The sequence below is a fragment of the Patescibacteria group bacterium genome, from assembly GCA_004297215.1.
Lineage (GTDB): Bacteria > Patescibacteriota > Patescibacteriia > UBA9934 > GWF2-40-263 > 2-01-FULL-63-20.
On the sequence record SCUM01000001.1, the window covers coordinates 183,581 to 197,437 of the forward strand.

At 65.6% G+C, this 13,857-nt stretch carries 13 protein-coding genes; 11 read left to right on the forward strand and 2 right to left on the reverse strand.

The genetic code is table 11. From position 1 onward, the window contains the following. The first annotated feature begins 79 nt into the window (after positions 1 to 79). The 7 genes from EPO34_00930 to mrdA are packed head-to-tail and all read left to right on the forward strand — an operon-like array spanning position 80 to position 8,153. On the forward strand, positions 80 to 3,073 hold the full coding sequence (locus EPO34_00930; protein TAK03711.1) for an ATP-dependent helicase: 2,994 nt from the start codon (positions 80 to 82) through the stop codon (positions 3,071 to 3,073). Between the two features lie 4 nt (positions 3,074 to 3,077). Beyond that, positions 3,078 to 3,410 (forward strand): hypothetical protein, encoded by a 333-nt coding sequence (locus EPO34_00935; protein ID TAK03712.1) that lies wholly within the window; start codon positions 3,078 to 3,080, stop codon positions 3,408 to 3,410. 7 nt (positions 3,411 to 3,417) lie between these two features. After that, positions 3,418 to 3,801: a hypothetical protein gene (locus tag EPO34_00940; protein ID TAK03713.1), complete on the forward strand. Its 384-nt coding sequence runs from the start codon at positions 3,418 to 3,420 to the stop codon at positions 3,799 to 3,801. Positions 3,802 to 3,859: 58 nt separating this feature from the next. After that, entirely contained in the window at positions 3,860 to 4,912 is a 1,053-nt protein-coding gene (locus EPO34_00945; GenBank protein ID TAK03714.1) for a rod shape-determining protein, read from the forward strand. Positions 4,913 to 4,917: 5 nt separating this feature from the next. Beyond that, positions 4,918 to 5,673, forward strand: coding sequence for a rod shape-determining protein MreC (locus EPO34_00950; GenBank protein TAK03715.1), 756 nt, complete (start codon positions 4,918 to 4,920; stop codon positions 5,671 to 5,673). A gap of 4 nt (positions 5,674 to 5,677) precedes the next feature. Further along, entirely contained in the window at positions 5,678 to 6,193 is a 516-nt protein-coding gene (locus EPO34_00955) for a hypothetical protein (GenBank protein ID TAK03716.1), read from the forward strand. A 13-nt stretch (positions 6,194 to 6,206) separates the two neighbouring features. Beyond that, the gene (gene mrdA / locus EPO34_00960; protein TAK03717.1) at positions 6,207 to 8,153 is read left to right on the forward strand and encodes a penicillin-binding protein 2; all 1,947 of its coding nucleotides are present in this window, start codon (positions 6,207 to 6,209) and stop codon (positions 8,151 to 8,153) included. Here the strand turns inward: mrdA and EPO34_00965 are convergent, their stop codons facing one another. Continuing rightward, positions 8,154 to 8,972: a metal ABC transporter permease gene (locus tag EPO34_00965; GenBank protein ID TAK03718.1), complete on the reverse strand. Its 819-nt coding sequence runs from the start codon at positions 8,970 to 8,972 to the stop codon at positions 8,154 to 8,156. A 3-nt stretch (positions 8,973 to 8,975) separates the two neighbouring features. Continuing rightward, the gene (locus EPO34_00970) at positions 8,976 to 9,755 is read right to left on the reverse strand and encodes a metal ABC transporter ATP-binding protein (protein TAK03719.1); all 780 of its coding nucleotides are present in this window, start codon (positions 9,753 to 9,755) and stop codon (positions 8,976 to 8,978) included. On the opposite strand from EPO34_00970, the gene EPO34_00975 reads away from it, so the two are divergent. From EPO34_00975 to EPO34_00990, 4 genes are all read left to right on the forward strand, one after another. Continuing rightward, entirely contained in the window at positions 9,714 to 10,940 is a 1,227-nt protein-coding gene (locus EPO34_00975; protein ID TAK03720.1) for a YibE/F family protein, read from the forward strand. The two genes, EPO34_00970 and EPO34_00975, sit on opposite strands and share 42 nt — an antisense overlap. Positions 10,941 to 11,011: 71 nt before the next feature. Continuing rightward, the gene (gene greA, locus EPO34_00980; GenBank protein ID TAK03721.1) at positions 11,012 to 11,464 is read left to right on the forward strand and encodes a transcription elongation factor GreA; all 453 of its coding nucleotides are present in this window, start codon (positions 11,012 to 11,014) and stop codon (positions 11,462 to 11,464) included. A 53-nt stretch (positions 11,465 to 11,517) separates the two neighbouring features. Beyond that, the gene (gene lysS, locus EPO34_00985) at positions 11,518 to 12,993 is read left to right on the forward strand and encodes a lysine--tRNA ligase (protein TAK04306.1); all 1,476 of its coding nucleotides are present in this window, start codon (positions 11,518 to 11,520) and stop codon (positions 12,991 to 12,993) included. A gap of 6 nt (positions 12,994 to 12,999) precedes the next feature. Beyond that, the gene (locus tag EPO34_00990; protein ID TAK03722.1) at positions 13,000 to 13,857 is read left to right on the forward strand and encodes a hypothetical protein; all 858 of its coding nucleotides are present in this window, start codon (positions 13,000 to 13,002) and stop codon (positions 13,855 to 13,857) included.

The following is a 13,857-nucleotide window of genomic DNA, read 5'->3' on the forward strand; positions in this document are numbered from 1 at the left end:
TCGACCGGAAGACGCCTCGCGCACCTGAGAGACCTTGCAATAGGCCTCTCATTTTTATTTGTGCTACCATGCGGCCGATATGGGATCCGACCGGCTTTTGCATGGGCTGAACGATGAGCAGGCCAAGGCCGTGCGGCATGGGGAGGGGCCGCTGCTTATCGTAGCCGGGGCCGGGACGGGGAAGACCACTGTCATCACCAAGCGCATCGCCTGGCTCATCGAGACGGGAGCGGCAAGGCCCGAGAATATCCTCGCGCTCACGTTCACGGACAAGGCGGCGGGGGAAATGGAAGAGCGCGTGGACCAGCTGCTGCCGTACGGGTACGTGGACCTGCAGATTTCTACTTTCCATGCGTTCTGCGAAAAGCTGCTGCGCGACTACGGGACGGAGATGGGATTGCCGCGCGATTTCAAGATGCTCACCGAGATCGATTCCTGGCTGCTTGCCCGCCAGCATTTCGATCGATTTGACCTCGAACATTATCGGCCGCTGGGGAATCCGACGAAATATCTGCGTGGTCTCCTTTCGCATTTCTCCCGCTGCAAGGATTCAGCCGTCAGCCCGGAGGAGTACCTCAAGTTCGCCGAGGAGAAGCGGGCGAACCTTGATTCCGCGAATTCGGATGAAGAGGCGACGAACGAGATCCGGCGGATTTCCGAATTGGCCAAGGCATATCACACGTACCAACAGATCCTCATCGAGAACGACTCGCTCGATTTCGGCGACCTTATCGCCTATGCGCTTCGCCTTCTCCAAACGCGCCCGAACGTCCTGAAAGCCGTGCGTGCCAAGTATTCGTTCGTCTTGGTCGACGAGTTCCAGGACACCAACCTCGCGCAGTACGAGCTGGTGAAGCTCATCGCGGCGCCGAAAAACAACCTCACGGTGGTGGGCGACGACGACCAGGCGATCTATTCGTTCCGCGGGGCGAGCCTCGAGAACATCCTCACGTTCGAGAGCGATTACCCGAAGGCGGCGCGCGTGGTGCTCACCGACAACTACCGCTCGGTGCAGACGATCCTCGACCACGCCCACCGGTTCATCCAGGCAAACAACCCGAACCGTCTTGAAGCACGCGCCGAAGGGGGGCTGGACAAACGCCTGAAATCCGCACGAACGGACGCGGGGGCGGTCGAACACGTTCATTGCACGACCGTCGAAGAAGAGGTCGGTGAGGTTGCGCGACGCATCCTGGCCCTCAAGGAAAAGGATCCGGAGCTCAATTGGAACGACGTTGCCATCCTCACGCGCAGCAACGACGCGGCCCTGCCGTTCATCGCGGCGCTCGATCGTCGCCGGATCCCGTACCTGTTCTACGCGCTGCGCGGGCTGTACGTGAAGCCGGCCGTGCTCGACGTGGTGGCGTTCCTGCGCGTGCTCGACAACCCGTTCGACAGCCCCAGCTTCTACCGCGTGCTGTCGCATCCGAATTTCGGCATCCCGCATGTGGCGCTCGTCGAACTTTCGCACGCGGCGAATAGGAAAGGGAAGTCGCTGTACGAGGCGTGCCAGAACGCCCGCGCGTGGAGCGGACTCGATGCGGACGATCTCGGCAAGGTCGACGCGCTGCTGGCGCTCGTCCTGCGTCTTCGCCCGGAGGCGACAAGACGGAAGGCGTCGGAGCTGTACGTCCTCGTCGCGCGCGAGGCCGGATACGTGGAGCACCTGAACGCGCTGCCGGACCGTGCCAAGGCCGAGGCGTTCGCATTCCTCGAGCAGTTCTACCGGCGCATGAAGGCGTTCGAGGAGCGGCACGAGAACCCGGTGCTCAAGCACTTCCTCGAGGAGTACAAGCACGAGCGCGACGCCGGCGAGGAAGGGGCGCTCGCGCCGGACGTCGAGAGCGGCCCGGACAACGTGCGCGTGATGACCGTGCACGGGTCGAAGGGGCTCGAGTTCAAGCATGTGTTCGTGGTGAGCCTCATCGACCGTAAGTTTCCCACGGACGTCCGACGCGACGCGATCCCGCTCCCGGAGGGACTCGTCCCGGCCACGCACGGGGAAGGGGAGTGGCACCTTGAGGAAGAACGCCGCCTGTTCTATGTCGCGATGACGCGGGCGAAGGAAGGGCTCTATCTCACCTCGGCCGACGATTACGGCGGCGCGCGAAAACGCAAGGCGTCCCGTTTCCTGGCCGAGCTCGGCCTTACGCAGACGCAGCCGCGACGGATCGCCGCGAAGGAGATGTTCGACGCGGACGAGGATGCCGGCGGGGTCGTCCTGTCCGAAACCGCGGTAACGATCCATGTCCCGAAACATTTCTCGTTCTCCCAGCTCGTCGCGTTCCGTTCATGCCCGCTCCAATACAAGTTCGCGCACATCCTCAAGATTCCCGTGTTCGGCAAAGGGACCTTCTCGTTCGGGAAGACGATGCACAACACGTTGCACAAATATCTGCAGGCATGGCTGGAACGGACGAGCGTGAAGCAGGAGTCGCTCTTCGCGACGAACGCAAGCTATCCCTCTCCTTTCGAAGGAGAGGGCATGGGTGAGGTAGGCGTGCCGTCCGTGCCCGTTCCGTTCGAAGAGATGATGGCGATGTACGAGGAGTCCTGGATCGATGACTGGTATCGTGACGACGCTGAACGTGAAAAATACCGAAAGGAGGGTAAGGCCTCACTCAAGACCATCTTCGGGCAGTTCGAAGCGCGACGGCCGTTGCCGCACATGTTAGAACAGGCGTTCACCCTGAAGGTAGGTGACATCACCCTTAAGGGTCGCATCGACCGCATCGACGCGCTTCCCGAAGGCGGCTACGAGATCATCGACTACAAGACCGGCACGCCGAAGACGGAAGAGAAGATGGACAAGGGCGACCGCGAACAGCTGTATCTCTATCAGCTCGCCGCGCAAGAGTTGCTCGGGCTCGAGGTGAAGAGGCTGACCTATCACTATCTCAAGGACCACTCCCAAGTGTCGTTCCTCGGCACCGCGGACGACCTGCTCACCCTGCGCGAAGACATCGTGGACCGGGTGAACCGCATCAAGGCGAGCGCGTTCACGGCGACGCCGAACCAGTTCACCTGCGCCACCTGCGACTTCCGCGACATCTGCGAATTTTCTCAAGCGTGAACGTATGGCATTCGATGCGTTGAAGGATCTCCTCCCGGGCGCGATGAACCGCGGGCATATCGCCGAGCAGGTCGCGATCGCGCGGGCGCTTGAAGGGGCGAACCGCGCGATTGCCGCGGCGCTTCCGGCCGGGCGCGACGGGGACGCCCGCGCCCTGTCGCTTCGCGACGGGGTGGTCATGATCGCCTGCCTGAACGCGCCGGCGATGCGGCTCATCTCGCGCATCGAGCGCGACGTGGTGGCCGGGGCGCTGAAGGAAGCGCCCAAAAGCGACATCCACGGCATCCGCGTCCGTCTCGTGCAACGGATCTCCGCCTCCGGAGATATGATAGGATGAGTGCCGTATGACCTTACGCGGCTACCTCGCCGTCATGGCGCTCGCCTCGGTCGCGGCGTGGCTCTCGTGGATCATCGTGCTCGTGGCCATCGACCCGTCGCAGGCGGGCACGCTCGGATTCGTGTTCTTTTACCTCACCCTTGCGGCCGCGCTCATCGGTTCCATCGCCACGCTCGGCGCGGCCGTCCGCGTGTGGGCGAGGCGCGAGGAGCTTGCCGCCCGGCACGTGTCGAAGTCGCTCCGGCACGGGCTGTTCGTCACGGCGCTCGTCATGCTGTCGCTTCTCCTGCTTCCGAAAGGGTTCCTCACCTGGTGGACCGCCACCTTGCTCATCATCTTCTTTTCCTTGCTCGAACTCGCGTTCGTTTCGGCCCAAAAGGGGAGGGGATAACGGGTGCATACGCGCCCTTGTGCCTAACCCCGGGCTTGGCTAAGCTTCGGGCGGGATTATGCTGAACCGGTTGCTCGGACGCTTCTCCAAGGACCTCGGGATCGACCTCGGCACGTCGAATACGTTGGTGTACTCGCAGGAGCGCGGCATCGTCATCAACGAGCCGTCGATCGTGGCCGTGAACGTCCGATCGAACCAGATCCTCGCGGTCGGGCGCGACGCCAAGGACATGCTCGGCAAGACCCCGCCGCACATCTCCATCACTAAGCCGCTTTCCAAAGGGGTCATTTCCGATTTCGAGGTCACGGAAAAGATGCTCAAGTACTTCATCGACCAGGTGCACAAGGAATCCTTCACCATCGTCCCGAGGCCGCGCGTGGTGATCGGCGTGCCGCTCGAAACCACCGAGGTGGAACGCAAGGCGATCGAGGACGCGGCGCTCTCGGCCGGCGCGCGCGCGGTGTTCATGGTGGAAAACCCGCTCTTGGCCGCCATCGGCGCGCGCCTCCCCATCACCGATTCGGTCGGGACCATGGTGGTGGACGTGGGCGGCGGCACCACGGAGATCGCCGTCATGTCGCTTTCCGGCATCGTGACCTGGAAGTCCCTTCCCGTGGCCGGCGAGGAGATGAACAAGAACATCATCCAGTACGCCCGTGACGTCTTCAGCCTGCTCCTGGGGGAGCGCAACGCCGAGCAGGTCAAGATCCGCGTGGGCACCGCCATCCCGCCCGCCGACGGGCCGCTCACGCTCGAGATGCGCGGCCGCGACCTGGTGACCGGCCTCCCGAAGGAGATCCTCGTGAACGACGGGCAGGTCCGCGAGGCGCTTCGCCGCAGCATCTCCACCATCATCGAGAACGTGAAGGCGACGCTTGAGGTGACCCCGCCCGAACTGGTGTCGGACATCTATGAGCGCGGCATCGTGCTCACGGGAGGCGGCGCGCTCCTGCGAGGGCTGGACGTCCTGTTGAGCCGCGAGGCCGCCATCCCCGTGCGCGTGGCGGAGGACCCCCTGACCTGCGTGGTGCGCGGGGCAGGGGCGTTGCTTGACGACGAGACGCTCCTCAAGGACATCGCCATGCCGTCGAGCCAAGGTCCGGTGAGCTGATCCCTGTGAGACGTGAAACGTCGCGCCTCATCCGCTACGCGTTCGTCGCCGCCGCCCTGGGAGCGGCCGCGATCTGGTTCCGGACCCCGCTGGAACGGATGGCCTCGGCGGCCGTCGCCCCGCTCGCCCGCTCGGGGCGCTGGATCTCCGGGTCGATCGAGGAGGACGAGATCGGGAAGCTCGAGGCTCGGGTCGCGTCGTTATCGACCGACCGCGCCGAGCTGGAACTCCTGCGCGACGAGAACCTCCGGCTGCGCGACCGCCTCGCCTTTCAGGAACGCACGCGATTCAACGCGGTCCAGGCCACCATCGTCCTGCGAGACGCCTCCCGGCCTACGCGCCGGTTCGTCTTGGATCGCGGGGCGGATGACGGGGTGGCCCCGGGCGCGGCCGTGGTCGCGGGCAACGGCCAATACGTGGGCAAGGTCGTAGGGGTCACGGCCGCCACCGCGACGGTGGCGGAGGCGACGGCGCCTGGGGAAAAGACCGCGACCACCCTCCTCAACCTCACCCGGACGATCGGGCTTTCGGAGGGGGACGGCTCGTCATTGCTCACCATGCGCTTCATCCCGCACGACCAGGCCATCGCCGTGAACGACCTGGTGGTCACCTCCGGGCTCGAGGACCACGTGCCCGCCGGGCTGGTGGTGGGGGTGGTGAACGCGGTCACGGACGATCCCACCTCGCCGTTCCAGGACGCGGTCGTCGAGCCGATCGTCGACCTCAGGCGCGAGACGTCGCTCGCCATCCTCGTCGACTAGGCCTGTGCCGCGCATCGTGCTCTCGGCGGCCATCGCGACCCTCCTCTTCCTCGTCGAACGTTCGCTGTTCGGCGCGCTTCCGGATCCCTTCCCGCGCACCCCGCTCGTGCTTGCCTGCGGGACGTACCTCGTCCAGCACCTGGACCTGCGCGACGGAGCCGCCTGGATCATCCTCTCCGGACTCCTCAGCGACGTCATCGGACTCACCGCGCCGGGGGCCGTCCTTGCAGGCGCGGTGGCGGCCGCCACCTGCCTGACGTTGTCCCGATCGGTATTCACCAATCGTTCCTTGTACGGCATCGTCGCCTGCGGCGCCTGCACGATGATCGCCTGGGCCGTCACGTACGCGTCCCTCCTGGCGATCCAGGGAGCGCTTGCCCATGCCCCAAGCGGCTGGGCCGACCCGATCCTCGGCCTTCCGAGCACGCTCGTGCTCGGGACGGTCATCCTCGCCTTCCTCTTCCGCCTAGCCAAGCGCCTTCGCGGAGCCCTTTCCTCCGCCATCATGCTGAATCGATGACTTCACGCATGCTATGGTCCCGACGTCCCTGCGTAACGATGACCCGTCCCACCCGTTCCGCCTCCAGGAGGACGGCCGGTTTGGGCGGGTCGGCGCGGCCGAAGGGATCGGGCAGGACGCCGGCATCCTCCTCGAGCACGCCACGGCCGGGGAGGGAATCTCGCGCGTCGGCACGTCGATCCCGTCGCGACGCTATGTCGGCGCCGCGACAGGCGCATCCATCCTGCTGATCGGCCTGCTCGCCCGATGCGTGGACCTGCAAGTGGTGCGGGCCGCCGCCTACCGCGCGCTGGCCGAGGGCAACCGGGTCCAGGAACGCGTCACCGACGCCCCGCGCGGCATCGTGGCCGACCGCCACGGGAACGTCCTCATCCGGAACGTGTCATCGTTCATGCTCACCCTCACCGCCTCGGCGCTCCCGACCGACGAGGCGCAGCGCGACCTGGTGCTGTCCCGCGCCGCGGAGCTTGCCGGGGTAACGAGGACGGACATCGACCTGCTCCTTTCGGACGCCTCGCGCACGGACCTCCCCGTGCCCGTGCGTCGCGGCATCCCTTACGAGTCCGCCATGCGCCTTGCGGTGGAAACGTCGCGCCTTCCCGGCTTCGCGCTCGACACCTCGATCTCCCGCCAATACGACACCGACGCAAGCTCGCTCTCCCATGTCCTCGGGTATGTCGGACGGATGGACCAGGGAGAGCTTGACGCGCACCCCGGATATCGCCGGACCGACGACATCGGCAAGGCCGGGATCGAACGCGGGGCCGAGGCGCTGCTGCGCGGCCTCCCGGGCCGCCAAGTCGTGGAGGTGGACGCGCTTGGCAACGAGCTGACCCTCGTTTCCGACGTGCCAAGCGTCCCGGGAGCCAACCTCATCCTCGCGATCGACGCGGATCTCCAGTCCCTCATAGAACGGCGCCTGGAAGAGACCTTCGCGCGCAGCGGCACGTCCCGGGCGTCGGTGGTCGCGCTCGATCCGCGTTCCGGCGCCGTTCGCGCGCTCGTGAGCCTCCCTGCCTACGACAGCAACAGCTTCGCGCTTGGCATCAGCCACGCCGAATATGAGCGCCTCGTCACGGACGAGGACCAGCCGCTGTTCCCGCGCGCGGTTTCCGGAGAATTCCCGAGCGGGTCCGTGTTCAAGCCGTTCGTCTCGTACGCGGCGCTGAAAGAAGGGGTGGTGGACGAACGCACGAGTTTCCTGTCCACCGGCGGGATTTCCATCGGGCCGTGGTACTTTCCGGACTGGAAGGCCGGCGGACACGGCACGACCGACGTCCGCAAGGCGATCGCGGACTCCGTCAACACGTTCTTTTACGTCGTCGGCGGCGGGCTCGACCAAGTGACGGGGCTTGGCGTGGAACGCATCACCGATTACGCCAGGATGTTCGGATTCGGCAAACGGACGGGCATCGAGCTGCCCGGCGAGGCGGACGGGTTCCTCCCGACGAAGGAGTGGAAGCTGGAAACCAAGGGGGAACGATGGTTCGTCGGAGACACCTACCACCTCTCGATCGGACAGGGCGACCTGCTCGCCACCCCGCTTCAGGTCGCCGCGGCGACGGCGGCGATCGCCAATGGCGGACGGACGGTGCGTCCGCATCTCATCGAAGGCGTCGACGGTCCGACCGTCCCCGGGCAGGCGATCTTCGCCTCCCGCGTGCCGTCGCAGACATTCGATCCGGCCCTGGTGCGCGTGGTCCAGGAAGGGATGCGCCAAGGGGTCACCAAAGGCAGCTCGAGGGGCCTCGCGGGCATGTCCATCGCGCTTGCGGGAAAGACCGGGACGGCCCAGACGCCGGGAGACAACCCCACGCATGCCTGGTGGACCGGTTACGGCCCGTACGGCAGCCCCACGCTCGCGGTCACGATCCTCATCGAGCATGGAGGGGAGGGGTCGAGCGCGGCGATCCCGATCGCCCGGGACATTTTCGACTGGTGGAGCGTGAACGGGGAGTGATCAGGAACCTCGGACGCGGCCGACGATCGCGCAGGCCGCGAACAGTCCGGAGGCCGCGAGCACGATGGGGGCGCCGGAAGGCAGGTCGAATCGGATGGAGGCGAACAGGCCGAGGATCATCGCGAGTTCCGAGAGGAGGACGGTCATGATGAGCGTCCCGCGGAAGGTGCGCGCCACCTGCCTCGCGGCGGCGGACGGGATGATGAGGAGCGCCGACACGAGGATGAGGCCGACGAGCTTCACGCCGAACACGATCGCGGCGGCGAGGGACAGGTAGAGGAGCAGCGTGTGCAGCCGGACGTTGACCCCGCTGACCGCGGCGGATTCCTGCGAAAGGGAGAGGAACGTGAGGGAGCGGCGCGCATGGATGACCCAGGCGCCGATTCCCAACGCGGCAAGCGCGGTGAGGGCGAGGTCGCCGCCGCCCACGGACAGGATGCTGCCAAACAGCGCTTCCTCAAGCGCCTCGAAGTCCTGCGCGCCGCCCAGCGCGCCGAAGAGCACGATGCCGACGGCCATGCTCGTCGTGAATAGGATCGCGAGGATCGTATCTGACGGGAGCCTCGTCGAACGTTCGAGGCGGTACATCGCATAGGCGATGCACAGTCCCCAGGCAAGGGCGACGGGAAGCGCTGACACGCCGCCGATGACCGCGACCGCTACCCCGGCAAGGGACGCGTGGCCGATCCCTTCGCCAAACAGCGCCATGCGCTTCAACGCGGCGAACACCCCGAGCGTGCCGATGAGCGGCGCGATGATCATGCCTGCGGCGAACGCGCGGGAGACCGGGTCGGCGAGGACGAAGGAAAGCGGTTCCATAGGTCATGAGCCTCCGTGATGCGGATGGCGCTGATGTTCGTAGACGTCGGTATCCTGGCCGAACAGCTCGCCGACGTTCTTGCGCGTGAGGACCTCTTTCGGGGGACCGGCGCACAGCAGCCGCCGGTTGAGGCACAGGACGTCGTCGACGATGCGGGCGATCACGGAGATATCGTGGCTCACGATGAGCACCGTCGTCTTGTGCTCCTTGTTCAGGTGCCGGATCACGTCGTAGAACGCCGATTCGCCGGCCGCGTCGACCCCGGTGGACGGCTCATCGAGGATGAGCAGTGGCGGGTTGTTGAGGATCGCCTGGGCGATGAGCACGCGCTGGAGCTGCCCGCCGGAAAGCGAGCCCAGACGCGCGTCGAGGACGGAGAACGGGAGCCCGACGTCCGCGATCGCCTGGTCCGCCGAGCAGCTCGTACAGGCGGGCTGGCGGGAGAGCGCCATGAATTCGCGCACGGTGATCGGAAATTCGATGTCGAACGCGAAGCGCTGGGGGACATATCCGATATCCCCGTGCATGTCATGGGGATGGCGGCCGAAGACGGCGATGGACCCCTTGGTAACGGGCTGCAACCCGAGGATGGCGCGCAGCATCGTGGTCTTTCCGGAGCCGTTGGGGCCGATGAGCGCCGTGATGACGCCTTCGCGCACCTCGAAGGAGACGTCTTCCACGGCAGGGGTGCTCCCGAAGGATATACTCACGCGTTCCGCCTTGATGGCCGGCACGTGCCTATGCGAGCGGCTGTGCGAGTGGATGGACATAGTCCGGTCCATTATCGGCAAACATCCGCCTCTGGTCAATCTTCCGCGTCCCGCTGGCGGATGCTATCATCAACGCCCATGAGGCGCCTTCCCGTCATCTTCCTGCTTTGCCTGTCCTGTATCGCCCTCTCGCGCGCCGTCTTGGCGCAGCAGGACGGCACGCCGCCGGAAAGCCGCGACACGCAAGCCACGGTCACGCGGATCCTCGACGACAAGGTCGTGGACGGCAACCGTCAGATGAGATTCGAGGCGCAGGACGCCGGCGGGGCGTCGTACGAGGTTGACACCTCCTCGTCGTACACCGAAGGGCTTCGCTACGACGTCCGACCCGGCGACCGCGTGTTGCTGGTGCTGCTCCCCAACGAGGGAGGCGGATACGACGCCCAGCTTGCCGACGTGATACGGACGCGCGGCCTCCTGATGATCGTGGCGCTTTTCGCGCTGCTGACCGTGGCCGTGGGGCTCATGCGCGGATTCACGTCCCTCGTGGGCCTGGCGGTCACCATCGGCATCCTGTTCGGCCTCGTGCTCCCGCGCATCCTCTCCGGCGGCGACCCGGTCCTTACCACGGCGCTCGGCGGGGCGGGGATCCTCGCCGTCAACATGCATCTCTCGCACGGGTTCAGCCGCCGCACGTTCGTCGCCTTCCTCTCGACCGTCCTCTCGCTCGGCTTGGCCGTGGTCTTTGCCCGCCTGTTCACGGCCTGGGGACGGCTTTCCGGGATGGGATCCGAGGAGGCGGCATTCTTATCCTGGCAGATGGGCGCGGGGTGGGACGCGCATGGGATCCTCCTTGCCGGCATGATCCTCGGCGCCGTCGGGGTCCTCGACGACATCGCCGTCACCCAGACGGAGGCGGTGGCCGAAATCGCGCAGGCGAATCCGTCGCTTTCGCCGCGCGAGCTGTACGTGCGCGCGATGCGCGTCGGCCGTCATCACATCGCCTCCACCGTGAACACCCTCGTGCTCGCGTATGCGGGCGCTTCGCTGCCGCTCCTGCTCCTGTTCCTCAATTCTTCCGTGAGCTACTCGCTGTTCGCCAATACCGAAGTCGTGGCCGAACAGGTGGTCCAGACGCTGGCCGGCACCGCGGCCTTGGTCCTTTCCGTCCCGATTTCGACCTTCCTCGCGAGCCGTCTTGCGGCCTCAAATGACGGTGTGCATAAGGAACTTGACGGCCACCGCCACGCCGGGTAGTCTTTTCCCAGACAGAGAAAGACCAATGGCTCGTGGCCGATTTTCGGCCGCGAGTTGTTTTCACCCCACCTATGCCCACCTACCTCTCCAAGGAAAAACTGAAGGAAATGGAAACCGAGCTCGAAACGCGTCGGATGGTCACGCGTAAGGAGATCGCCTCCCGGTTGGAAGCGGCCAAGGAGCTTGGCGACCTGTCCGAGAATTTCGAATACCATGAGGCAAAGGACCAGCAGGCGCTCAACGAGACGCGCATCGTGGACCTTGAGGGAATGGTCAAGGACGCCGTGCTAGTGGAGCAGAAGTCCGGCGGAGAAATCGAGCTCGGATCCAGGTTCGTGGCGGAAGTCGCCGGCAAGGGCCGGGAATTCGAGATCGTCGGCAGCAACGAGGCCGATCCCATGGCCGGGAAGATCAGCAACGAATCGCCGCTCGGCCAGGCATTCATCGGGCGCGGGGCGGGGGAGGAGGTCGAGGTCGCGGTCCCGTCCGGCACCATCTCGTATCGCATCGTCGACGTCCGTTGATTCGCGTTGACAACGCAAGGCGTGAACGATAAAATACGGCGAGATTGAGCCGTATTTTCCGTATGATCGAAGAAGAAGCCGTCCGGCGCGAACGCCTCAAGGTCCTGCGTGAGGCGGGCGAGGATCCCTATCCGCCCCGCGTCACGCGCACGCATGAGATCGCCTCCTATCTCGCGCGATTCGCGTCGTTCGAGGCGTCTCGTGAACGCGTCACGCTGGTCGGCCGCATGAAGACCATCCGCAAGCATGGCGGACTCACGTTCGCGCAGCTGGAAGACGGCAGCGGCATCGTGCAGGTGGCGCTGCGCCGCGACGTGGTCGGGGAAGCGCGCTACGCGTTTTTCCACCAGGTGGCCGACATGGGGGATTTCCTCGAAGCTGCCGGGACGGCATTCGTCACGAGGAAGGGGGAGAAGTCGCTCGACGTGACCGCCTGGCGCATCATCAGCAAGAGCCTCCTGCCCATGCCGGAAAAATGGCACGGGCTTTCCGACGTCGAGATCCGCTATCGCAAGCGATACCTCGACCTCATCGCCAATCCGCACGTCCGATCGATCTTCAAGACCCGCGCCACCGTCGTGAAGGCGATGCGCGACTATCTGGACCGACACGGGTTCCTCGAAGTGGAGACGCCGGTTCTTCAGGCGGTCCCGGGCGGAGCCGCGGCGCGGCCGTTCGTCACGCACCACCACGCGCTTGACATCGACATGTACCTGCGCATCGCGCCGGAGCTCTATCTCAAGCGGCTCGTCACGGGCGGGTACGAACGCGTGTACGAGGTCGCCCGCTGCTTTCGGAACGAGGGGATCGACCACGCCCACAATCCCGAGTTCACCCAGATCGAGGCGTACGCGGCGTACATGGATTACGTGGAACTCATGGCGTTCGTGGAAGGGATGGTGTTCGACGTCGTGAAGGCGTGCGGATTGGATCCGGCTGCCGTCCCGTTCCAAGGGAACGTCCTTGACTTCACTCCGCCCTGGCCGCGCCTCACCTTCCGCGACGCGCTCCGGCAATTCGCGGACCTCGACATCGAGGCGTTTCCCACGCGCGAGGCGATCGCCAAGGAGGCGCTGCGCCTTGGCGTGCCGGTCGCGACCGCCGACGGCCACGCCACCATCATCGACAACGTCTACAAGCACCATGTGCGCACCAAGATCGTCCAGCCGACGTTCCTGATCGATTATCCGGTCGAGATCTCGCCGCTGGCCAAACGCAAGCCCGAGGATCCGCGATACGTGGAGATGTTCCAGCTTGTCTACGGCCCGGGCGTGGAGAACGTGAAGGCGTTCACTGAGCTCAACGACCCGCTCGACCAGGAGGAGCGGTTCCGGCAGCAGGACGAGGCGCGCGCGAAGGGTGACGCCGAGGCCCAGCACGGGGACAGCGATTTCGTGGAGGCGCTCAAGCACGGCATGCCGCCGACGGCCGGATTCGGCATCGGGATCGACCGCCTCACGGCGACCCTCGCCGACGCGCACGCCCTGAAGGAGGTAATCCTGTTCCCGACCATGCGGCCGGAGCATTGACCGCCTATGCGCAGCCGGAGGATCAGGTTGTCCGACCGCCTGTCTCGCGACCGTTTCCGGTCGCGACGGTTCGAGAACCCGTATTTCCGGCGCACGAAACGGGGAGACCGAAAGGGATGGCTGGTCGGCCTCTGCGTCCTCCTGGCCGTCATGGGCATCCTCGGCGCCGCCGGATACGTGTTCGCCTCGTCACGGTTCGATATCGGTGACGTTTCCGTCGAAGGATGCAGGACGATCCCGACGGACGCCGTCTCGGCCATCGTGCGGTCGCACATGGATGAGCGGGTGCTGCTCGTGCTGCACCGGCGTAACCGGTTCCTGTTCGATCCGGCCGTCGTCCGGACCGACATCCAGGCGGCGTTCGACCTGGCATCCCTCGAGATCTCGAGGGATGGGGGCCACGTGACGGTCCGGCTCGAGGAAAAGGTGTCCCGGCTCGTCTGGAAAAGCGCGGATGCCCGTTTCCTCGTGGATCGCCAAGGGACCGTGATCCGCCCGATTGCCGACGGGGAAGACCCATCCGCCGGAGCGGACCGGCCGCTGCCGATGCTCCTGGACGTGAACCGGGGCGCGGCGACCGTCGGGACGGCCGTGCTGACCCCAGACGAGGTGGACGGGATTTTCGCGTTCCACGAGCAACTCACGCGGTCCGGCATCCTGTTTGGCACCACGCGCGTGGACCGCCTGGCGGGGAAGTGGGTGAGCGTGGACACCGCGGACGGGTACGGGATCCTGTTCGACCCGCTTTCGGACATCCAGGCGCAGACGGACAACCTCAACGCGGTCCTGCGCGACCAGGTGAAGGATCCGTCAAAGCTCCAATACATCGACCTGCGATTCGAAGATCACGTCTACTTTAAGTGA

Bases quoted from the DNA above. Each gene is read 5' to 3' on its own strand.
- EPO34_00970 (TAK03719.1), bottom strand. From the start codon at position 9,755: ATGGACCGGACTATGTCCATCCACTCGCACAGCCGCTCGCATAGGCAC.
- EPO34_00945 (TAK03714.1), top strand. From the start codon at position 3,860: ATGCTGAACCGGTTGCTCGGACGCTTCTCCAAGGACCTCGGGATCGAC.
- EPO34_00975 (TAK03720.1), top strand. From the start codon at position 9,714: ATGCGAGCGGCTGTGCGAGTGGATGGACATAGTCCGGTCCATTATCGG.
- EPO34_00965 (TAK03718.1), bottom strand. From the start codon at position 8,972: ATGGAACCGCTTTCCTTCGTCCTCGCCGACCCGGTCTCCCGCGCGTTC.
- EPO34_00990 (TAK03722.1), top strand. From the start codon at position 13,000: ATGCGCAGCCGGAGGATCAGGTTGTCCGACCGCCTGTCTCGCGACCGT.
- EPO34_00930 (TAK03711.1), top strand. From the start codon at position 80: ATGGGATCCGACCGGCTTTTGCATGGGCTGAACGATGAGCAGGCCAAG.
- EPO34_00935 (TAK03712.1), top strand. From the start codon at position 3,078: ATGGCATTCGATGCGTTGAAGGATCTCCTCCCGGGCGCGATGAACCGC.
- greA (TAK03721.1), top strand. From the start codon at position 11,012: ATGCCCACCTACCTCTCCAAGGAAAAACTGAAGGAAATGGAAACCGAG.
- mrdA (TAK03717.1), top strand. From the start codon at position 6,207: ATGGTCCCGACGTCCCTGCGTAACGATGACCCGTCCCACCCGTTCCGC.
- EPO34_00940 (TAK03713.1), top strand. From the start codon at position 3,418: ATGACCTTACGCGGCTACCTCGCCGTCATGGCGCTCGCCTCGGTCGCG.